The 18346-nt window shown below is 48.6% G+C and carries 29 protein-coding genes; 27 read left to right on the top strand and 2 right to left on the bottom strand.

Annotation, left to right across the window (positions count from 1 at the left end):
- Nucleotides 1-117 precede the first annotated feature (117 nt).
- From prfB to CSQ88_RS12245, 4 genes are all read left to right on the top strand, one after another.
- Nucleotides 118-1221 carry a peptide chain release factor 2 gene (gene prfB / locus CSQ88_RS12260; RefSeq protein ID WP_099398385.1) on the top strand — a complete coding sequence of 368 codons (1104 nt, stop codon included), beginning with the start codon at nt 118-120 and terminating at the stop codon, nt 1219-1221.
- A 182-nt stretch (nt 1222-1403) separates the two neighbouring features.
- Entirely contained in the window at nt 1404-1775 is a 372-nt protein-coding gene (locus CSQ88_RS12255) for a GxxExxY protein (protein ID WP_099398384.1), read from the top strand.
- Nucleotides 1776-1842: 67 nt separating this feature from the next.
- Nucleotides 1843-3342, top strand: coding sequence for a lysine--tRNA ligase (gene lysS, locus CSQ88_RS12250; protein WP_099398383.1), 1500 nt, complete (start codon nt 1843-1845; stop codon nt 3340-3342).
- 120 nt (nt 3343-3462) lie between these two features.
- Nucleotides 3463-3744: a hypothetical protein gene (locus CSQ88_RS12245; RefSeq protein WP_099398382.1), complete on the top strand. Its 282-nt coding sequence runs from the start codon at nt 3463-3465 to the stop codon at nt 3742-3744.
- Nucleotides 3745-3788: 44 nt separating this feature from the next.
- Here CSQ88_RS12245 and CSQ88_RS12240 read toward each other — a convergent pair whose 3' ends face one another.
- Nucleotides 3789-4208: a VOC family protein gene (locus tag CSQ88_RS12240; protein ID WP_099398381.1), complete on the bottom strand. Its 420-nt coding sequence runs from the start codon at nt 4206-4208 to the stop codon at nt 3789-3791.
- A 214-nt stretch (nt 4209-4422) separates the two neighbouring features.
- Between CSQ88_RS12240 and CSQ88_RS12235 the strand changes: the two genes are divergently transcribed.
- The 13 genes from CSQ88_RS12235 to CSQ88_RS12180 all read left to right on the top strand — a co-directional run bounded on the left by CSQ88_RS12235 (nt 4423) and on the right by CSQ88_RS12180 (nt 12739).
- Nucleotides 4423-4827, top strand: coding sequence for a DUF6869 domain-containing protein (locus tag CSQ88_RS12235; RefSeq protein WP_099398380.1), 405 nt, complete (start codon nt 4423-4425; stop codon nt 4825-4827).
- A 54-nt stretch (nt 4828-4881) separates the two neighbouring features.
- Entirely contained in the window at nt 4882-5442 is a 561-nt protein-coding gene (locus CSQ88_RS12230; protein ID WP_099398379.1) for a GNAT family N-acetyltransferase, read from the top strand.
- Nucleotides 5443-5502: 60 nt separating this feature from the next.
- Nucleotides 5503-6051 (top strand): GNAT family N-acetyltransferase, encoded by a 549-nt coding sequence (locus CSQ88_RS12225; RefSeq protein WP_099398378.1) that lies wholly within the window; start codon nt 5503-5505, stop codon nt 6049-6051.
- A 109-nt stretch (nt 6052-6160) separates the two neighbouring features.
- Nucleotides 6161-6526, top strand: coding sequence for a hypothetical protein (locus CSQ88_RS12220; RefSeq protein ID WP_143449474.1), 366 nt, complete (start codon nt 6161-6163; stop codon nt 6524-6526).
- A 56-nt stretch (nt 6527-6582) separates the two neighbouring features.
- Entirely contained in the window at nt 6583-7059 is a 477-nt protein-coding gene (locus CSQ88_RS12215; protein WP_143449473.1) for a hypothetical protein, read from the top strand.
- Between the two features lie 71 nt (nt 7060-7130).
- Nucleotides 7131-7568: a hypothetical protein gene (locus tag CSQ88_RS22790; protein WP_143449472.1), complete on the top strand. Its 438-nt coding sequence runs from the start codon at nt 7131-7133 to the stop codon at nt 7566-7568.
- Nucleotides 7569-7675: 107 nt separating this feature from the next.
- Complete coding sequence (locus tag CSQ88_RS12210; protein ID WP_099398375.1) at nt 7676-8104, top strand: EamA family transporter; 429 nt, start codon at nt 7676-7678, stop codon at nt 8102-8104.
- 91 nt (nt 8105-8195) lie between these two features.
- The gene (locus CSQ88_RS12205; protein WP_099398374.1) at nt 8196-8768 is read left to right on the top strand and encodes a GNAT family N-acetyltransferase; all 573 of its coding nucleotides are present in this window, start codon (nt 8196-8198) and stop codon (nt 8766-8768) included.
- A complete protein-coding gene (locus CSQ88_RS12200) occupies nt 8765-9604 on the top strand; it encodes an alpha/beta fold hydrolase (protein ID WP_099398373.1) in 840 nt (279 codons plus the stop codon). The genes CSQ88_RS12205 and CSQ88_RS12200 overlap by 4 nt, the downstream gene beginning before the upstream one ends.
- A 118-nt stretch (nt 9605-9722) precedes the next feature.
- A complete protein-coding gene (gene modA / locus CSQ88_RS12195) occupies nt 9723-10463 on the top strand; it encodes a molybdate ABC transporter substrate-binding protein (protein WP_099398372.1) in 741 nt (246 codons plus the stop codon).
- 71 nt (nt 10464-10534) lie between these two features.
- Nucleotides 10535-11212 carry a molybdate ABC transporter permease subunit gene (modB, locus tag CSQ88_RS12190; RefSeq protein WP_099398371.1) on the top strand — a complete coding sequence of 226 codons (678 nt, stop codon included), beginning with the start codon at nt 10535-10537 and terminating at the stop codon, nt 11210-11212.
- A complete protein-coding gene (modC, locus tag CSQ88_RS12185; protein ID WP_099398370.1) occupies nt 11209-12276 on the top strand; it encodes a molybdenum ABC transporter ATP-binding protein in 1068 nt (355 codons plus the stop codon). Before modB ends, modC begins: the two co-directional genes overlap by 4 nt.
- Before the next feature lie 115 nt (nt 12277-12391).
- Complete coding sequence (locus CSQ88_RS12180) at nt 12392-12739, top strand: GFA family protein (RefSeq protein ID WP_099398369.1); 348 nt, start codon at nt 12392-12394, stop codon at nt 12737-12739.
- A 46-nt stretch (nt 12740-12785) separates the two neighbouring features.
- Here the strand turns inward: CSQ88_RS12180 and CSQ88_RS12175 are convergent, their stop codons facing one another.
- Nucleotides 12786-13127 (bottom strand): FKBP-type peptidyl-prolyl cis-trans isomerase, encoded by a 342-nt coding sequence (locus CSQ88_RS12175; protein ID WP_099398368.1) that lies wholly within the window; start codon nt 13125-13127, stop codon nt 12786-12788.
- Nucleotides 13128-13354: 227 nt separating this feature from the next.
- Here CSQ88_RS12175 and CSQ88_RS12170 point away from each other — a divergent pair, with 227 nt between their 5' ends.
- From CSQ88_RS12170 to CSQ88_RS22990, 10 genes are all read left to right on the top strand, one after another.
- Nucleotides 13355-13708, top strand: a complete 354-nt coding sequence (locus CSQ88_RS12170) for a DUF1801 domain-containing protein (protein ID WP_099398367.1) — start codon at nt 13355-13357, stop codon at nt 13706-13708.
- Between the two features lie 59 nt (nt 13709-13767).
- A complete protein-coding gene (gene yidD, locus CSQ88_RS23675) occupies nt 13768-14166 on the top strand; it encodes a membrane protein insertion efficiency factor YidD (RefSeq protein ID WP_099398366.1) in 399 nt (132 codons plus the stop codon).
- Nucleotides 14163-14492 (top strand): DHCW motif cupin fold protein, encoded by a 330-nt coding sequence (locus tag CSQ88_RS12160; RefSeq protein WP_099398365.1) that lies wholly within the window; start codon nt 14163-14165, stop codon nt 14490-14492. The genes yidD and CSQ88_RS12160 overlap by 4 nt, the downstream gene beginning before the upstream one ends.
- Before the next feature lie 231 nt (nt 14493-14723).
- Nucleotides 14724-15053: a YkvA family protein gene (locus tag CSQ88_RS12155; RefSeq protein ID WP_099398364.1), complete on the top strand. Its 330-nt coding sequence runs from the start codon at nt 14724-14726 to the stop codon at nt 15051-15053.
- Between the two features lie 46 nt (nt 15054-15099).
- Complete coding sequence (locus tag CSQ88_RS12150) at nt 15100-15573, top strand: GyrI-like domain-containing protein (protein WP_218963075.1); 474 nt, start codon at nt 15100-15102, stop codon at nt 15571-15573.
- Nucleotides 15574-15775: 202 nt separating this feature from the next.
- Entirely contained in the window at nt 15776-15940 is a 165-nt protein-coding gene (locus CSQ88_RS22995) for a hypothetical protein (RefSeq protein WP_180273641.1), read from the top strand.
- Between the two features lie 165 nt (nt 15941-16105).
- Nucleotides 16106-16504, top strand: a complete 399-nt coding sequence (locus CSQ88_RS12145) for a VOC family protein (RefSeq protein WP_099398362.1) — start codon at nt 16106-16108, stop codon at nt 16502-16504.
- A gap of 18 nt (nt 16505-16522) precedes the next feature.
- Nucleotides 16523-17179 carry an HAD-IA family hydrolase gene (locus tag CSQ88_RS12140; RefSeq protein WP_099398361.1) on the top strand — a complete coding sequence of 219 codons (657 nt, stop codon included), beginning with the start codon at nt 16523-16525 and terminating at the stop codon, nt 17177-17179.
- Between the two features lie 44 nt (nt 17180-17223).
- Nucleotides 17224-17982, top strand: a complete 759-nt coding sequence (locus CSQ88_RS12135; protein ID WP_099398360.1) for a pyridoxine 5'-phosphate synthase — start codon at nt 17224-17226, stop codon at nt 17980-17982.
- A 162-nt stretch (nt 17983-18144) separates the two neighbouring features.
- Nucleotides 18145-18318, top strand: a complete 174-nt coding sequence (locus CSQ88_RS22990) for a hypothetical protein (protein WP_165928646.1) — start codon at nt 18145-18147, stop codon at nt 18316-18318.
- The last annotated feature ends 28 nt before the right edge of the window (nt 18319-18346 follow it).

Below are 18346 nucleotides of genomic sequence, written 5' to 3'. Positions count from 1 at the left end.
TCTGATACTCCCACTGAGAGCCACTCTCACGGTATAATTTCGCGCTTTAGTGCTTGCAGCCTGCCTGGCATAAGACCGACAGGCTGCAAGCCGTCTTAATGGGACAAAGCCACAGGCATGGAAGCAGAACAGCTTAATCAGATCGAGAACCGGGTTGCAGACCTGGTTTCTCGCAGCGAAGAACTACGCAAATACTTAGATTATCCCGGCAAAAGCGATCGGCTTGAAGAAGTTGTGCGCCTGATGGAAGACCCGGATATCTGGAACGATCAGAAAAAAGCGCAGGAATTAGGCCGCGAACGAAAAGCGCTTGAAGGCGTGGTTGTGGTGCTGGATGAAGTTCTGGCAGGCCTTGGTGACGCCAAAGATTTATTCGATATGGGCAAGGAAGAAGGCGACTTCGACACCCTGCAAGCCGTATCGGACGATGTGGATGCCATTTCTGCCCGTGTTGAAGAGCTTGAATTCCGCCGGATGTTTAATCACCCGATGGACCCTATGCCCTGCTTTATTGATATTCAATCGGGCGCAGGCGGCACTGAGGCGCAAGACTGGGCAGGCATGTTGCTGCGTATGTACGTGCGCTACGGTGAGCGTAAAGGCTTTACCGTTGAAGTCATGGAGCAATCAGACGGCGATATCGTGGGTATCAGTCAGGCAACGATCAAACTGACCGGCGACTACGCTTACGGTTTTTTGCGCACTGAAACCGGCGTACACCGCCTGGTTCGCTGCTCGCCGTACGACTCAAACAATCGCCGCCATACCTCGTTTGCTTCGGTATTCGTTTACCCGGAAGTGGACGAGAGTTTCGAGATTGAAATCAATCCTGCCGATGTGCGTACCGATACCTACCGTGCTTCGGGCGCAGGTGGTCAGCACATTAATAAAACCGATTCTGCGGTTCGCCTGACACACATCCCGACCAATACCGTGGTGCAATGCCAGAATGATCGCTCCCAGCACAAAAACCGTGACGAAGCATGGAAAATGCTGCGCGCCAAATTGTATGAGCTGGAGCTGCGTAAACGCATGGAAGCGCAGCAATCACTGGAAGCCACCAAATCCGACATCGGCTGGGGCCATCAGATTCGCTCTTATGTGTTCGACCAAAGCCGCATCAAAGACCTGCGTACCAGCTATGAAGTTGGCAATATCAAGGGCGTAATGGACGGCGACCTGGAAGGCTTCATCGCCGCCAGCCTGAAACACGGGGTTTAATTTTCTAAAACCCAAATCTTGAACCACGGAGGGCACAGAGAACACAGAGTTTCACGGAGAGAATCGTGAGGGTTTATTTAAAGCCAGCTCTTCGTTTTTTGTTGCCTAACACCGCTCCCCAAGGCTCGTCGCAACATGTAAATACTCAAGAAGCTGTAAGGCACATTTCATAGAGGTTTCTGATGCAATTGAGCGAGTTAACCGACGATATTTTGGGAGCTGCCATTGAAGTGCATCGCCATCTTGGGCCAGGCTTGCTTGAATCAGCCTATGAAACATGTTTAATCCATGAGCTATTTCTGCGCGGGCTGACGGCGGAACGACAAGTGGATTGTAAAATCCACTACAAAAACACCATTGTCGAGCATGCATTTCGGCTTGATCTGCTGATTGGCGGGCAAGTTATTGTTGAATTAAAAAGTTGCGATCATTTGTTAGCGATACATGAAGCGCAATTATTGACTTATTTAAGACTAAGTGGCCATAAGGTTGGCTTGTTGATTAACTTCAATACCACATTATTAAAGCACGGCATTAAACGCATTGTGCTTTAAGGGTTTCCTCCGTGAACCTCCGTGTTCTCTGTGCCCTCTGTGGTTCAAGATTTGGGTTTATATAAAAATGGCTGAAGAACAAATTATCCAGCAAGATGAAAACCAGATTATCGCAGAACGCCGCGCTAAGCTGACTGCCCTGCGCGCTGCCGGCGTGGCTTACCCGAATGATTTTAAACGGGAAAACATGGCTGGCGATTTGCAAGCCAAGTATGGCGAGTTTGAAAAAGCCGACATGGAAGCAGCGCAAGTCAGCGTAGCCGTTGCTGGCCGCATGATGCTTAAACGCGTAATGGGCAAGGCCAGCTTTGCCACTGTGCAAGACTCTTCCGGCCGTATTCAGTTTTTCATCAGCAAAGACAAAGTGGGCGAAGACGTTTACGACAGCTTCAAGTCATGGGATATGGGCGATATCATTGCTGCCCGTGGCCTGCTGATGAAAACCAATACCGGCGAGCTTTCGATCCAAGTCACAGAATTGCGTTTACTGACTAAATCCCTGCGCCCTCTTCCGGATAAACACCATGGCCTTGCAGACCAGGAACAAATTTACCGTCAGCGCCATCTGGATTTAATCACTAACGATTTAAGCCGCGCCACCTTTATCAAGCGCTCTAAAATCGTGCAGTGCATCCGCGATTACATGGTGGGCGAAAACTACCTGGAAGTTGAAACCCCAATGATGCACGGCATCCCTGGCGGCGCAACAGCCAAGCCATTTGTAACGCACCACAATGCGCTGGATATGCCACTTTACCTGCGTATTGCGCCTGAGCTTTACCTCAAACGCCTGATCGTTGGCGGCCTTGAGCGCGTATTTGAAATTAACCGCTCCTTCCGCAATGAAGGCATGAGCACACGCCACAATCCAGAATTCACCATGATCGAATTCTACGAAGCGTATGCCGACTACCAGCGCATGATGGAAATGTCTGAAGGCATTATCCGCGCTTGTGCCCTGCTGGCTACGGGCAGCACCGTTATTACCTATCAAGGCAAAGAAGTCGATTTATCCAAGCCTTTTGCCCGCTACACCATCGCAGGCTCGATCAAAGCTTACAACCCGGAATACACCGACGAGCAACTGAACGATCAAGCCTTCCTGGCTGCAGAAGTGGTGCGTTTAGGCGGCAAACCAATGCCAAACGCAGGCGTTGGCGCATTGCAACTGGCGCTGTTTGAAGAAAACACCGAAGCCAAGTTGTGGGAGCCGACCTTCATCATCGACTACCCGGCCGAAGTCTCCCCGCTGGCCCGCGCCAACGACAGCAAGCCCGGTATTACCGAACGCTTCGAGCTGTTTATGGTTGGCCGTGAACACGCCAATGGTTACTCCGAGCTGAACGATCCGGAAGATCAGGCCGAACGCTTTATGGCCCAAGTCGAGCAAAAAGACGCAGGTGACGATGAAGCCATGCATTTCGATGCAGACTACATCCGCGCACTGGAATCCGGCATGCCACCAACCGGCGGCTGTGGTATTGGTATTGATCGCTTAGTGATGCTGCTGACAGACTCACCAAGCATTCGCGACGTCATCCTCTTCCCGCAAATGCGCCCTGAGTAAGTTTTAGCTTTTTGCCTGAACAAACAAAACCCCGCGTAAGTTAATAGCTTATGCGGGGTTTTGTTTTAGATATACACTAAACAATTGAGGCAACAAGCATTTACAATCACAGAGAATTAAATGGACATCATTATTGCTTGGTTTATTCCCATAATTGGAATCCCCCTTAGCTGGTACTCCTTACGCAATAAGGATTTTCAATCATTTTTTGTTCTCCTGCTGGCCGCTGCTGTTATCGCATTCGGCTTAACACTTGGGCTTATTCTTTTAGCCATGATCACTCATGCATATTGCCTTGAATTACAGCTATGCACCCAATCCACTTTTTCAAGCACGATGAATTGCATGTGCTTGTTCCCTTTTTATCTTGCCCTTGTTGTTGGCGGCGAAGGGAGAGGCTAAATAATTACAGAAACAAATTCAATTTCAAAGATCAATACTTTTTATCAAACAACCAAATCATCAAACTCATCAAAAACCCAGCCATCTTCATAAATCACTTCAAATAAATGACCATCTGAATCTCGGAAATAGCCTGCTATACCCCATGCGTTTTTTGTGGCTGGTTTTGTGATTGTTGCACCTAGCCTGGCGGCTTTATCTAAAATTCGCGGCACTTCTTCCGGGCTGCGGGCGATATAGGCCAATGCCACGCCTGAAAAACCGCTCCCTTCTGCCGTAGCAAAGTTGGCGTCTTTGGCAAATGCCTCACGGGATTGAATCGCCATCACAATGCCGCCCAAATCAAATTTCACAAATCCGGCATGGCTCGATGCTGCTTTAGGCCAGCCCAGTGCTTCGTAAAAAGCCGTGGCTTTTTCAATATCGTTTACCCCAAGCAAAATCAGGTTAAGGCGTTGGCGCATGAATAGTCCTTAAATAAATCAGAATACAACTTTTTAAAAAGTTTACATATACTTTATCAGCAACACTCATGCCAGTCTTTAGCATAAAGAATCATTAATTGCCCTCGGCTGCATTACAATGTTTTACATTATTTGCGGCAATAGCAAATCTATCAGACTACAAGCAAATCGCACTATTGCTTTATGATGAGCAACCCTTTTAAAAGTTGGCACTATGAATCAGCCCCCAGTGATTTCACCCGAATTAATTTCTGCCTGGATAAAAATACAGCATGCAGGTGCAGAATCAGAGATTGCAGATCAGTTATGGTGGGCATGGGAAGAGGTGTTTTTCTTTTCCCAGAAAAATCCCGAACACACTTTTGCTTTTATTCTCGCCACTTTAAGGGAAGACAGCAGCAATAAGATTATGGCGAATTTATCTGCGGGCCCGCTTGAGGATTTAATCGAAAATTTTGGCGAATCGATGATTGAAAAAATAGAGCAGGAAGCAAAAACAAATCCTCTATTTGCCAGTTTATTAGGAGGCGTCTGGCAAGGATCAACCCCTGATGAAATATGGTCCAGAGTCACTGCCGCGTGGGATCGCAGAGGATGGGATGGCCTTCCGGATGAATAAATAAACTATACACCACCCCGAATAGCAAGTTTATCACCAAGGCCAGATTAATATATGCCCATCACACTCACCTTACCCAACCTGGCTCTTTTGCCCAGCTATGTCGCAGCGCTCGAACGAAGCTGGACCAGAGACAGCGATCAAGATCCCGAAGGTGCGTCAGCCCAACTGGCCCGCATTGCGCAAAATGCAGACAAGTTTCTGGCTTCTTTAACAGATTTAGAGGGGCGCGGCCCGCCGGTGGTTTTAAATGACGGCAGCACGGTGCCCCGGCTACCCAGAGCCAGATATTGGATTTCCGATGGCAAGTTTGCAGGCAATATAAGCCTGCGCTGGCAAAAAGGGACTTCAGAATTGCCTGCTTATTGCTTGGGGCACCTTGGCTATGCGGTGGTTCCGTGGAAGCGCGGAAAAAACTACGCCGCGCAAGCCATTATGCAACTTTGCCCTTTGGCACAAAGCCACGGTTTGAGCTGGATAGATATCGCCATGGGTATTGATAATATCTCTTCGCGCCGCGCTGCAGAAAAAGCGGGGGCTATTCTTTTGCGGCAATTTAATGCAGGCCCGGAGGCGGATAATCAGGAGGCGCTGCTATTCAGGCTGAGCTTTTAAACTGAAACATTGCTTTAAAATTCGGCTTATTACGCATTTTTTTACGGATGGAATTAAGTCATGCTGCCCATTTCAACCCCAATGCTATTACTGAGAGATTTCACGCCCGCAGACTTAAATGAATATAAGAAACTGCGTAATGATGAAAAATTTCAGCGTTTTTATAGCGAGGAAGATTTCTCAGCTGAAAAATCCGAATTTTTACTGGATTTATTTATTCAGCAATCAAAAGAGCAGCCAAGGCGAAAGTTTCAACTGGCTGTTGTTTCCCTCACCGGCGAATTAATGGGCTCTTGTGGTATTCGTCTTGAAGATACGGCCAATGCCTCTGTTGGCTGCGAATTAGGAAGGCGCTGGCACGGTACAGGTGCAGACAGACAAGCCGCGCAGGCGATCATTGATTTTGGATTCAGCGTATTAAAAGTTCAGCGTATTTATGCTGAAACAATCGCAGGCAATAAAGCCGCGGTCAATCTTTGTAAATCACTGGGCATGCATATTGAAGCCGAGCGCATCAATGATCGGTTTTTCAAAGGGGCCTCATGGAATACTATTGTACTGGCCATGAATAAAAATGACTGGCGAAATAAAGAGCCTGCCCATGGCTGAATATTCAACAGAGGCAATGGCAAACAGAGTAAAAAATTTGAGAATATGTTTCATCGCTGCTATTTTTTACTGCGTTTCTTTTTCTGCATTTGCAAACCCTTGCGAAAAAATGATACGGCCTGTTTCAGAAAAAAAGAAAACCATATTTGCCAAAGCCATTAATGTGCATCTCAACCGGGAATTAGGGCCTTCACTTAATCAGACCTTAATTACAGATAGCACTGATATTTTTGAAGTGATTCATTATAAGCAATGGTACATTATTTATATCAGCACCCGTGTAACCGATGAGCCCTATTTGGTTTATAACGCTGCGCCTGATAAAAGCAGCGGGTATCTGACTTATTGGGCCGGATCGGCCGCCGATGGCGAAGGGCCTGCCGTTGAAAAATGGCTGAAAGAAGATGCGCCGGGCATACCCCCAAAATTAGCGCGCTGCTTTGCATGGCATATCACTGATGGACGAGGGAGATAGCACAGGTCTAATCGCCATACATAAACCCTGCAATATTTAAAACAAAGGAGACTGCCTTGAAGATTTTGATCTGTCTTATAGTGTTTATTTTTTCAAGCACAATTTATGCTGAAACAACTAATAATGCACTTTTAGCTTATTCTTACACATCCCCATCCGCACAAAAACTGTTAAAAAAATACGAAATAACTGCAAAAGCACTGGAAGAATACTCAAACAGCGCGCTGAAGAAATATACCATTCAGGCAATCAATCCTGGCGCCGTGTATGAAGACTCAGAAGATGCCCTGAGAATCGATATAAGAAGTAAAAAAAGCAATGTATTGAGTATTGAGCTATCCGTAAGGCAAGGTGCATCCATCAATAATATGCTTGAGCGCTGGAGTAAAAAAACAATATTGACCATAAAAGAAGCCCAAACGCCCGCAGCCATAAAAATTGATCTTTTTAACTCAATCGATTTTCTTCTGAATGATTTGAAAATAAACTATAACTCCACCGGGTATGCAAAAGGCAAGTTGATGATGGATTAAGCAGCGGATACTTGTACCATGGCTATTCAAGGCAGACTCAGATCATCATGGCAGTGATGCGCTGGACATAAGTGACATCCTCTGCATCAAAGCAATCTGCCGAAGGCAAGTTATTTAAATGCAAAATAAACGAATCAAACCCTTTTGAGTACGCCACTTTGTTTGTTTGCCTGTACCCTATATATGCTCCGCAGTTCGTTTATAAATTACAACATCATTGTTCATTTTATACAGGCCATGATATGCGAAAAAATATCTGTAAGATCAGTACAATTGTTTTGCTTGCAACAACGGCTGGCACTGCAGTAAACGGCGCTGCCGCCCTGCCTCCGAAGTATCTTGAAATTAAAGACTTTAAAAAATGCTTAAAAGATAAGGCCGTCGAAAGCTATTACATTTTGTGCATGCCCGATAAAAAACCAGCAGCTTGCCCAAGAGCCAGCTGGAAACAGCTGAATGCTTTAACAGCCAATGATAAGATACCTTCCTGCGCACCAAAGGCAGAATAAATTTTTAGTACAAAAGGCATTCCCACCATAAAATTGTAATAAGCTTTCATTCATGCAGGTATGCCTTTAAATCTGTTTGTATCACCTGTTTTAAGGTGTAATCGCCAATGAGTAATCCGTGGTTTTTTTGGGCAATACTGTCGGCTATTTTTGCGGCACTGACTGCCATCTTTGCAAAAATAGGTATTAAAGGTGTCGATTCTGATTTTGCCACCCTGTTGCGAACGGTGATTATTGTCTTTGTGCTCACGGGATTTATTGGATTTACAGGAAAATGGAGCAATCCATTCGCACTGACTGCTAAAACCTGGATATTTCTAACACTCTCTGCATTGGCCACAGGTATATCCTGGCTTTGCTATTTCAGGGCTTTACAAATTGGCGACGCATCAAAAGTGGCGCCTGTTGATAAATTCAGTCTTGTTTTAGTTGCCGTTTTTGCTTTTGCATTTTTAGGTGAGCGCCCTTCCCCAAGAGAGTGGCTGGGCATCGCTTTGGTTGCTGCGGGTGTGTTAGTGCTGGCAATTAAACGCTGAATCTCTGCCTCGCTGTTTATATATCCATCATTGCTCCTTGCCAGGGGCCTTTCGCCCATATCAGGCCTTTAATATTTTAAAGATTGCACAAATGACCACTTTTGAAAAAGTTAAATTGCAGACCAGCCGCTTAATATTGCGGCCACTACAAGAAACGGATGCGGCTGCATTGCTGGCTATTTTTTCTGATGAAAAAGTAATGCAATACTGGAGCACACCCCCATGGGATTCTATTGAAATTGCAGAAGCGCTGATTGCCCGCGATTTAAAAGCCATGGCCGCGGGAGACTATATTCGTCTGGGAATTGAGCGCGAAGAAGACCGTGTTTTAATTGGTAACTGCACGCTGTTTGATCTGGATAAACAATGCCGCCGTGCAGAAATTGGCTATGGCATGGCCCATTCAGCATGGGGTAAGGGCTATATGCATGAAGCGCTGAGTGCATTGCTTGATTTTGGCTTTACTCAATTAAATTTAAACCGCGTAGAAGCAGATATCGACCCCAGAAATATGGCTTCAGCAAAAAGCCTGGAACGCCTGGGCTTTAGCCGCGAAGGCTATTTGCGTGAACGCTGGATTGTAGATGGCGTGGTATCCGATACGGCCTTGTATGGGCTTTTAGTCAGTGATTGGCATGATCGCCTTAAATTAGGCCCCCAATGAAAATAGCCCTCAGCCACGATGTGCAATTATTTGTAGATACCGAGGGCTTAAGCCTGGTTGCTGATGGCATGCAAATGCGCGAAAAACCAACGCTGATCCTGCTGCATGGCGGCCCCGGCTACGATCACACCGGCTTTAAACCAGCATTCAGCCAGCTTAGCGATATTGCACAGATTATTTATTACGACCACCGTGGCCATGGCCGCAGCAATCCGCGCCCGGTGGCAGAGCTGACGCTGGATCACTTTGCAGATGATTTGGTGGCGCTCTGCGCCGCACTGGGCATCAGCAAACCCATCGTGCTAGGGCAATCTTTTGGTGGCTTTGTGGCTCAGCATTATTTAGCGAGATACCCGGAACACCCCGGCAAAGTGATTTTATCCAGCACCTCGGCTGCGCTTAATCTGGAGCGTAAGCTTGCCATGTTTGCCCAATTAGGTGGCCCGGCGGCAAGAGAGGCCGCTTTGCAATTTTGGAGCAACCCTTGCGAAGCGACACTGCGGCCCTACCAGCAAATCTGCAAACCACTTTATTCCACAAAGAAAGCAACTTCAGGACGCAGCCTTCCCAATCACGAAATTTTACTTACCTGGGCAGGCACGGAGCAGCAAACCATGAACTTATTACCGGGTCTTGCAAAAGCACAATGCCCGGTACTCGTCCTGGCCGGAGAGCTGGATCCTGTCTGCCCTCTGGAAGACGCGAAAGATATTGCCCGGGCACTGCCTGAGGAGTGGATGCAATTTACGCAATTTGCAGGCTGTGGCCACGGCGCATGGCGGGATAATCCGGAGGCAGCGTTTGCAAGAATAAGGGATTTTATTACAGAAGAGTAAGCCTTTACGCGGCCTACCCCTTTCGCACCAACACACCCGCAGCGAAAAGCTTTAAGCTATCCGTTAGCAAGCTGAGCTTACCCCTCCGAATTGGCCAACTTATTTAATTGGAGCATCAATGACTGCCAAACACTTTATTGCAGCCGCCATGATCTGCATTTCTATCCCGGCCTGTGCCGATGAAGTTCAAGTAGCGGTTGCAGCTAATTTTGCAGGGCCAATGCAAAAAATTGCCGCGCTGTTTGAGCAAAGCAGCGGCCACAAACTGCTGCTTTCCAGCGGGGCAACAGGCAAATTTTATGCGCAGATCAAAAATGGTGCGCCTTTTGAGATTCTACTGGCTGCCGATGATGAAACCCCAGCCAGACTGGAAAAAGAAGGCTTAGCCACAAATCGTTTCACCTACGCCATTGGCAAATTAGTGCTGTGGAGCGAAAAAGCCAATTATGTTGACGATAAGGGTGAGGTTCTGAAAAAAGGCGGTTTTGCTCACCTCGCCATTGCCAATCCCAAGCTTGCCCCCTATGGATTAGCCGCGAGCGAAACCTTAAAAGCGCTCGGGCTGTTTGAACTTTTAACACCTAAATTGGTAACGGGCGAAAACATCGCTCAAACCCATCAGTTTATTGCTACTGGCAATGCCGGGCTGGGCTTTATTGCAATGTCACAAGCGTTTGAAGCAGGCAAGCTTAAAAGTGGATCTGCATGGATCGTGCCGCCGTCTTTATACTCAGAAATTCGGCAAGATGCGGTCTTACTAAACAAGGGAAAAGGCAAGCCTGCGGCTGAAGCACTGCTTAAATTTTTACAATCCGCCCCGGCAAAAGCAATCATTAATGCTTCTGGATATACGATTTGATATTCAGCCTTATTGCGCCAGGCATCACCTGCCCTGTGACAACTATCCCTAAGCAGATCGAGAAAAGATGAATGCTTTTAGCTGAGAATGATTTGCAAGCCATCTGGCTGACGCTGAAGCTGGCAAGCATCGTGACCCTCATTCTGCTGATTGTTGGCACGCCCATCGCATGGTGGCTGGCGCGCAGCAAGAAATGGTGGAAAGGGCCGGTGGCTGCCGTGGTGGCGCTGCCGCTGGTTTTACCGCCATCGGTGCTGGGCTTTTATTTGCTGCTGGCGATGGGGCCGCAGGGGCCTGTCGGGCAGCTGACTCAGGCGCTGGGGCTTGGGCTGCTGCCGTTTACCTTCTGGGGGCTGGTCATTGCTTCAGTGTTTTACTCGCTGCCTTTTATGGTGCAGCCGCTGCAAACCGCTTTTGAAGCAGTGGGAGAGCGCCCGATGGAAGTCGCGGCGACTTTACGGGCATCTCCGCTGGATGCTTTCTTTACCGTTGCCGTTCCCTTATCCCTGCCCGGCTTTATAACGGCATCGATCCTGACTTTTGCCCATACGGTGGGCGAGTTTGGCGTTGTGCTGATGATAGGGGGCAATATCCCCGGCGTCAGCCGCGTGGTTTCGGTACAGATTTATGATCATGTAGAAGCGATGGATTATCTGCAGGCGCACCGCCTTTCTGCCGTGATGCTGGCGTTCTCCTTTATTGTGCTGCTGGCCATGTATCTGTGGCGGCCCGGCAGGAGCACAAAATGACAGGTATTCAGGCACGCTTTCAACTGGACTGGCCCGGCTTTCAGCTTGATGTGGATTTAGACTTGCCCAGCCATGGCATCACCGCCCTGTTCGGCTCTTCCGGCTCTGGCAAAACCACATTGCTGCGCTGTATTGCAGGGCTGGAGCGCGCCAGGGGCCGGTTGATCGTAAATGGTGAAGTCTGGCAGGATGAACACCATTTTTTAGCCACACACAAACGCGCGCTGGGTTATGTGTTTCAGGAAGCCAGCTTATTCGCGCACCTCAGCGTGTCAGGCAATCTGCGCTACGGGCTAAAGCGCATCCCTGCCAGGCAGCAGGTCAGCTTAGAGCAAGCCATTGAGCTGCTGGGTATTGCTCATCTGCTGGAGCGCAAACCCGAGCGGCTGTCTGGCGGCGAGCGCAGCAGGGTTGGAATTGCGCGCGCCCTGGCGCTCAGCCCGGATATTTTGCTGATGGACGAGCCACTGGCCGCGCTTGATGTAAAACGCAAGCAAGAAATCCTGCCCTATCTGGAGCGTCTGCACGAAGAATTGCGCATCCCCGTGCTGTATATCAGCCACGCCCCTGATGAAATTGCCAGGCTCGCCGATTATTTAGTGCTGATGGAAAACGGCCGAGTACTGGCAACCGGCCCGCTGGCCGATACGCTGACCCGTCTCGATCTGCCGATTCGCCTGGGTGAAGATGCCGGTGCCATTCTGGATGTTTGCGTGGCAGAGCTGGATGCGGAATGGCATTTAGCCAGAGTCACTTTTTCAGGCGGCAGCCTGTGGGCCAGAGATCAGGGCCTGCCGGTAGGGCGTAAACTGCGGGTACGGGTACTCGCCAGAGATGTCAGCCTGGCCATTGAGCCGCCGGGCAAAAGCAGCATCCAGAATATTTTACTTGGCTGTGTTGATGCCCTTGCCGGCGATGAGCACCAAGGCCTCGTGCTGGTCAGGGTAAAAGTCGGCGATGCCATGATTCTGGCAAGGCTGACCAAAAAATCGGCCACCATGCTCAATATCCGCCCCGGCATGCAGGTATGGGCGCAGATAAAATCCGTCGCCCTGATGGAGTAGCTTTAATTGAATCATCAGGCAGGCAATACTGCACAGATCCGCAATCCATAAAACACATGCTATTTTGAATTCATTTTCCCCAGCGTTATACCCAAAGACCTAAAGGAGAAATTTCATGGTTTATAAAGGCAGTTGTCACTGTGGCAAGATTGCGTTCAGTGCTGAAGGTGAGATTGGCAGCGCTCTTGCTTGCAATTGCTCGATCTGCTCGCGCAAAGGCTCTTTATTATGGTTTGTGCCAGGCGATCAGTTCACCCTTCATACGCCCAAAGAAGCGGTCAGCACTTACACATTCAACAAGCATTTGATCAATCACCATTTTTGCCCTAATTGCGGCATCCACCCCTATGGCGAAGGCAAAGACCCAGAGGGCAATACCGTGATGGCGGTGAATTTGCGCTGTCTGGAAGGCATCGATCTTGCCGCCATTCCTGTACATCACTACGACGGCAAATCCTTATAAGATCCGCCTGAGCCCCGCCGCATGCGGGGCTGCTTTTTAATTTGCGCTATTCGTCACGCGTCAGCACTTCCAGTAATTCCAATTCAAAAATCAAATTAGAATTTGGCTTGATATGCCCGCCGATTTGCCGCTCGCCATAGGCCAGATGCGCGGGCACCCAAAGCTTACGCTTGCCACCCACCTTCATACCCATCAAGCCCTGATCCCAGCCCTTAATCACGCGCCCGGTGCCAATCACACATTTAAACGGCACACCCCTGTCATAGGAAGAATCAAACTGCGTGCCGTCTTCCAAAAAACCACGATATTGCGTGGTAATCAAAGCGCCTCTTACGGCTTCTTTGCCATCACCCAGCTGAATATCTTCAACGATTAGTTCATTGCTCATCATTACGCTCTTATTGGTCAGCTGCCCCGGAATTATAAACGCAATCTATGAAATCCCGGCGTTGCATCATGACAAACAGGGCCGGAAACAGCCTGACATGCCCGCTTTAAAATTAATCTTGATGAAAGCAAGTTGAGATGGCAACATCAGGCAGATGACGTGGTGTTTTGTATTAATCAAAGCAAGCAACTCTGTTTATTCATTATTTTTACCTGAGGCACACCCGCATGAGCGATGAAAAAACAGAGCAATTACTGCGTGATATTTGCTTAAATAATCCGGAATTACATGCAATAGTGCAATCCATAAGGGCGCTGATTTATTCGCTGATTCCCCACGCCAGCGAGCGCGTGATGTATGGCGGATTGATTTTTGCAGACACCATTCCGTTTTGCGGCGTATTTGCATATACCAGCCATATCAGCCTTGAATTTAGCCGGGGCTGTGATCTGCAAGACCCCCATCAGGTACTGGAAGGCAAAGGAAAAATCCGCCGCCATATCAAAATACAAGAAGCGGGCGATATCGAAGCAAAGCATTTAAAGGCGTATCTGTCAGAAGCTCATCAAAATAGCATTTAAAAACAAACGCATTCAGGTCTGCTTAACTCATTTGTTATGCTATTAAAGGTTAATTTGCCTTGCGCTATATTCTGCTGCTATTCATCCGGTTTTATAAAAAATACATTTCACCCTACAAAGGTTTTTGCTGCGCTTATCATTTTCACACAGGCAGGGCCAGTTGCTCCACACTGGGCTTTCGGGGCATTCGCAGGCATGGTGCATGGGCAGGAATCGTTATTCTCAGGCAGCGCATGATTCGATGCGGGCAGATTTATCACCTGCACACACCTTTGCAGCGCCGCCCGGCCATCGCGCAAAGAGGGGATTGTGATTTCACCGACGCACTGGATTGTATTGATGTATGCGACTGTCTTGGCTCCTGTAACGGCAGCATGGACAAGAAAAAATCATATAAAACCACGCAAAAACGTTCGTGGTGGCGACGCAAGCCCTCTCACTCCCGGAGCTCCGCATGAAAATCACCGATACCCCTTTTTGTACTACAGACTGGTCAGCCATTGAACGCACAGAACATACTGGCGAAAAAGGTGTAGCTTATTGGCGCACCCAATATTTTGGTGATCTGCGGGTACGCATGGTGGAATACAGCGCAGGCTATTTAGCAGACCACTGGTGCAGCAAGGGCCACATTTTGCTTTGCCTGGATGGCGAACTACTCACCGAGCTGGAAGACGGGCGGCGCTTTACTTTAAGCGCAGGCATGAGCTACCAGGTGGCCGATCAGGCAGAGCCACACCGCTCTTCTACCGTATCAGGTGCAAAATTATTTATTGTGGATTGAGTTACGCCCTGCAGACAAAAACAAGGTAAAACAACACTCATGGCCAGATATATAGAAATAAAAGCCAGGCAGCAGGGATACAAGAAGCAGAGTCCCTGATGCAGCAATCAGGGATTCGCCCCGGCCAGCTGATTGATGTAGCTTATGTGGATTTACTGACATCAAACCATCTTCATCACTACTGAAATACCAGAATGCCCATGCATCAGCATCAACCTCAAGGTGAACTTCATGACTGCAGCACAAAACTACTCTGATGACGGCTTCTGGCAAAAGCTCAAATCATTCGCCCTTAAGGCTGGCAAAGAAGTCATCGAAAAAGCACTCTGGCTTTATTACGCAGCGCAGCGTCCTGAAACCCCCGCATGGGCCAAGACCATTATGTTTGGCGCACTCGCCTATTTTATTTTGCCTCTGGATGCTATTCCTGATGTGATTCCCGTTGCGGGCTACAGCGATGATTTGGGCGCACTCGCCGCTGCAATTGGCATGGTGTCGATGTATATCACGGCGGATATCAAAGAGCAGGCGGCACAAAAATTACAACAGTGGTTTTCATAGGCCATCGATTTGCCTGCCCTGCTTATCATTTTTTCAGGATCACAAATTGAGCTCATTGCACCCCATACGGTTTGAACAAGGCCGCCCCATGCTGCTGGGTGGCTTAAGGCAGCAACATGGTTTTGCTGAATCCATCCAAAGCCAGCCTGAGCAATGGCGGCAGTTTCGCTCGCTTCTGCCCCTCCCTGGCCAGCAAGGATCAAATGTTTACGGCGTAATGTGCGGGCATGATCCGGCACTGGGCTTTGAATATATGTGTGGAGTTGAAGTCGCATCGTTACAGGACGTACCCACTGACATGGGCAGGATGCGGATTGCCAGCCAGCAATATGCCGTCTTTAAACACAGCGGCCCCCTTATTCAGTTGGGCGCATTATGGGGGGCGATTTGTAATGAATGGCTGCCGCACTCTGCTTATCAATCCGCGCATAAGCCAGATTTTGAAATTTATGAGGCCACGTTTGACTGGAATGCAGGTTCGGGCGAGGTTGAAATCTGGATTTCAGTTACAGACAAATAACAATCCGCACTTATTGCAACGGCATATTTCTTTTAGGTGGCGTAAGGTAGCGGCATTACTATTCCAGCGAATATCCATGCCAAATAAATTTCTGTGCAGTCTATTTTTGACTGCCCCGCTTTGTGGCTGCACGCTATTGGGTGCGGTTGCGGGCAAGCAACTGGATGACCATCGAAATGCGCCGCTCTACTAGGAGCCGCTGATGCAGGCAGGGGCCGCAGTAGATGAAGAAATCATTAAAGGCTTGCTCAGCAGTAAGACTAAAAAGCCAGAAACTTGGGTAGAAAGCCCGCTGCCTTGCGCAAATGAAATACGTGTTTGCTCTGCCAAAAGTGGCGATTGCTGGTGCGAGCCACTTAAAAAATAGGCAAGCGCCCAATTCGCTTACTTATTCTTACCTTAAAATTAACAAACAAACACGGATCAGTAGCGATTTAGCCCAGCGCTCTCTACACTGGATTGGGCGCTTTGGCGTCTTAGTCAACAGCGCAAGGAATCTGCCACGCTGAAATCCTATTCTGAGGGTGTAGCTATGAGCCGTAAAATATTTGTTAATTTGCCTGTAAAAAACCTCGAAGCATCCCTTGGTTTTTTTCAATCACTGGGTTTTAGTTTTAACCCTCAGTATTCTGACAGCAGTGCCAGCTGTATGATTGTTTCAGATGATATTTTTGTCATGCTGTTAAACGAAACCAGATTTCAAACCTTTACGCCCAAGCCCCTTTGTAATGCCCACACCCACACCGAGATACTGCTTTGCCTGTCGTGCGACAGCCATAAAGAAGTCGATGAAATAGTGGCCAAGGCGGTAGCCGCAGGTGGCGCTACCTATAACGACCCGCAGGATCATGGTTTTATGTACGCACATGGCTTTCAGGATTTAGACGGGCATATCTGGGAGCTGGTCTTTATGGCACCCCCCCCCCTTTAAATCACATCATGGATACGCATGGCTCAGCTTTTATTTGATTTAGACGGCACAATCAGTGATCCATTTACAGGGATTTCCCGCTCGATTAATTACGCCCTTGAATCACGAGGCTATCCACAGCAAGCCGAGGCATCGCTGGCGCAGTATATTGGCCCGCCTCTGGATGCATCCTTCAAGCTGATTACGGGGGTGAATGATGATGCAGAAATTGCTGCGCTGGTCGCAAAATACCGCGAGCGCTACGCTGAAGTGGGTTATTCAGAAAATACGCTCTACCCCGGCATCGCAGAAGCACTGCAAACGCTGGCAACACAGAATATCCGCACGGGGATTTGCACCTCTAAACGCGCCGATTTTGCCGATAAAATTCTGAAACTATTTGGCATCAGCGATTACTTTGATTTTATCTGCGGTGGTGATATTGGCATCCATAAATGGCAGCAGATTGAATCTTTGCTAGCCAGCCAGTCGATCGACCGGCAAACACTAATGATTGGCGATCGTGCCGTTGATTTGCAAGCCGCGCATATCAATGGTTTAAATGCCTGTGGTGTACTCTGGGGCTATGGCTCTTTGGGCGAGCTTGAGGCAGAATCCCCCTCTTGCATCCTTACAAAAACGAAAGAGCTTGGGCTTTTGATCCGCCGTGACATGATTGTTCAATCCTCTTTCTAACGCCACGCACCACTTGCTGTCTTATTAAAAGAAAACACATCACCATGACAACGCCAACACACCCATGCGCCCTCTCTGTTAACGTAAATAAAGTAGCGCTGCTGCGCAATACCCGCCATCTGGGCATACCCTGTGTTGTAAAAGCTGCGCAGATTTGCCTTGCTGCCGGTGCTCAGGGCATTACCGTCCACCCACGCCCCGATGCGCGTCATATCCGTAGCAATGATGTGAGTGATTTAGCCGCCTTACTTAAAAGCTGGCCGCAGGCCGAATACAATATTGAAGGCAACCCCACCCAAAACCTGATGGATTTTATCCGTGAATACCGCCCGCATCAGGCCACCTTTGTGCCCGACAGCGAAGAGCAATTCACCTCCAATGTGGGCTGGAATTTGCCCGCCGATATGGATCGCTTACGCCCGCTGATCGCAGAATGCAAAGCACTGGGCGTGCGCGTCAGCCTCTTTATGGACCCAAACCCTGCTGTGATGCCCTTTGTGGCCGAGCTGGGAGCTGATCGTATCGAGCTTTATACCGAAACCTACGCCAATGCTTACGGCACAGACAAAGAAGAGCAGGTTTTGGCAGGTTTTACGGCCACTGCAGAGGCCGCTCTGGCTCTGGGATTGGGCATCAATGCCGGCCACGATTTAAATCGTGACAATTTAACCCGCTTTTTACGTGCCGTACCCGGCGTGCTGGAAGTCTCCATCGGCCACGCCTTTATTGCCGATGCGCTGGAGCTGGGATATACACAAACGGTAAGCGAATACCTGCAGTGCATTCAGAATGCTTACGATTAACAGCTGATATTACGCAAAGCAAACCCAAACCTTAAACCCCGTAAAGCACGAAGGTGCGCGGGAAAAACGCAGCAAAACAAGGCTTTCTCCGTAAAGCTTCCGTGTTCTCTACGGACTGGGATTTGGGCTTACTTCGAAATTCCCTTACAACACAGGCCTATCATGAAATCACTTTTCATTATCCCTCTTGTCATTACTCTGAGCGCCTGCGGCCCTAGCCCAGCGCCGCATAAAATTGCCGAGCCGCAACGCGAAGCTTTAGAAAAAGCCAAGCAAGTAGAGGGTGTCGTACTGAAACAAGCGGCAGAGCAAGCCTCAGCCGCAGAAAATAATTAAGCGGCTGGCAATCCTTCCCTATCTAAAT

The sequence above is a fragment of the Iodobacter sp. BJB302 genome (assembly GCF_002735645.1).
Classification (GTDB): Bacteria; Pseudomonadota; Gammaproteobacteria; order Burkholderiales; family Chitinibacteraceae; genus Iodobacter.
This window is presented reverse-complemented; position numbering and strand designations above follow the sequence as displayed.

What these genes read in the sequence shown, in the direction of transcription:
- prfB (WP_099398385.1), top strand. Translation starts at nt 118, where the DNA reads ATGGAAGCAGAACAGCTTAATCAGATCGAGAACCGGGTTGCAGACCTG.
- CSQ88_RS12255 (WP_099398384.1), top strand. Translation starts at nt 1,404, where the DNA reads ATGCAATTGAGCGAGTTAACCGACGATATTTTGGGAGCTGCCATTGAA.
- lysS (WP_099398383.1), top strand. Translation starts at nt 1,843, where the DNA reads ATGGCTGAAGAACAAATTATCCAGCAAGATGAAAACCAGATTATCGCA.
- CSQ88_RS12245 (WP_099398382.1), top strand. Translation starts at nt 3,463, where the DNA reads ATGGACATCATTATTGCTTGGTTTATTCCCATAATTGGAATCCCCCTT.
- CSQ88_RS12240 (WP_099398381.1), bottom strand. Translation starts at nt 4,208, where the DNA reads ATGCGCCAACGCCTTAACCTGATTTTGCTTGGGGTAAACGATATTGAA.
- CSQ88_RS12235 (WP_099398380.1), top strand. Translation starts at nt 4,423, where the DNA reads ATGAATCAGCCCCCAGTGATTTCACCCGAATTAATTTCTGCCTGGATA.
- CSQ88_RS12230 (WP_099398379.1), top strand. Translation starts at nt 4,882, where the DNA reads ATGCCCATCACACTCACCTTACCCAACCTGGCTCTTTTGCCCAGCTAT.
- CSQ88_RS12225 (WP_099398378.1), top strand. Translation starts at nt 5,503, where the DNA reads ATGCTGCCCATTTCAACCCCAATGCTATTACTGAGAGATTTCACGCCC.
- CSQ88_RS12220 (WP_143449474.1), top strand. Translation starts at nt 6,161, where the DNA reads ATGATACGGCCTGTTTCAGAAAAAAAGAAAACCATATTTGCCAAAGCC.
- CSQ88_RS12210 (WP_099398375.1), top strand. Translation starts at nt 7,676, where the DNA reads ATGAGTAATCCGTGGTTTTTTTGGGCAATACTGTCGGCTATTTTTGCG.
- CSQ88_RS12205 (WP_099398374.1), top strand. Translation starts at nt 8,196, where the DNA reads ATGACCACTTTTGAAAAAGTTAAATTGCAGACCAGCCGCTTAATATTG.
- CSQ88_RS12200 (WP_099398373.1), top strand. Translation starts at nt 8,765, where the DNA reads ATGAAAATAGCCCTCAGCCACGATGTGCAATTATTTGTAGATACCGAG.
- modA (WP_099398372.1), top strand. Translation starts at nt 9,723, where the DNA reads ATGACTGCCAAACACTTTATTGCAGCCGCCATGATCTGCATTTCTATC.
- modB (WP_099398371.1), top strand. Translation starts at nt 10,535, where the DNA reads ATGCTTTTAGCTGAGAATGATTTGCAAGCCATCTGGCTGACGCTGAAG.
- modC (WP_099398370.1), top strand. Translation starts at nt 11,209, where the DNA reads ATGACAGGTATTCAGGCACGCTTTCAACTGGACTGGCCCGGCTTTCAG.
- CSQ88_RS12180 (WP_099398369.1), top strand. Translation starts at nt 12,392, where the DNA reads ATGGTTTATAAAGGCAGTTGTCACTGTGGCAAGATTGCGTTCAGTGCT.
- CSQ88_RS12175 (WP_099398368.1), bottom strand. Translation starts at nt 13,127, where the DNA reads ATGAGCAATGAACTAATCGTTGAAGATATTCAGCTGGGTGATGGCAAA.
- CSQ88_RS12170 (WP_099398367.1), top strand. Translation starts at nt 13,355, where the DNA reads ATGAGCGATGAAAAAACAGAGCAATTACTGCGTGATATTTGCTTAAAT.
- CSQ88_RS12160 (WP_099398365.1), top strand. Translation starts at nt 14,163, where the DNA reads ATGAAAATCACCGATACCCCTTTTTGTACTACAGACTGGTCAGCCATT.
- CSQ88_RS12155 (WP_099398364.1), top strand. Translation starts at nt 14,724, where the DNA reads ATGACTGCAGCACAAAACTACTCTGATGACGGCTTCTGGCAAAAGCTC.
- CSQ88_RS22995 (WP_180273641.1), top strand. Translation starts at nt 15,776, where the DNA reads ATGCAGGCAGGGGCCGCAGTAGATGAAGAAATCATTAAAGGCTTGCTC.
- CSQ88_RS12145 (WP_099398362.1), top strand. Translation starts at nt 16,106, where the DNA reads ATGAGCCGTAAAATATTTGTTAATTTGCCTGTAAAAAACCTCGAAGCA.
- CSQ88_RS12140 (WP_099398361.1), top strand. Translation starts at nt 16,523, where the DNA reads ATGGCTCAGCTTTTATTTGATTTAGACGGCACAATCAGTGATCCATTT.
- CSQ88_RS12135 (WP_099398360.1), top strand. Translation starts at nt 17,224, where the DNA reads ATGACAACGCCAACACACCCATGCGCCCTCTCTGTTAACGTAAATAAA.
- CSQ88_RS22990 (WP_165928646.1), top strand. Translation starts at nt 18,145, where the DNA reads ATGAAATCACTTTTCATTATCCCTCTTGTCATTACTCTGAGCGCCTGC.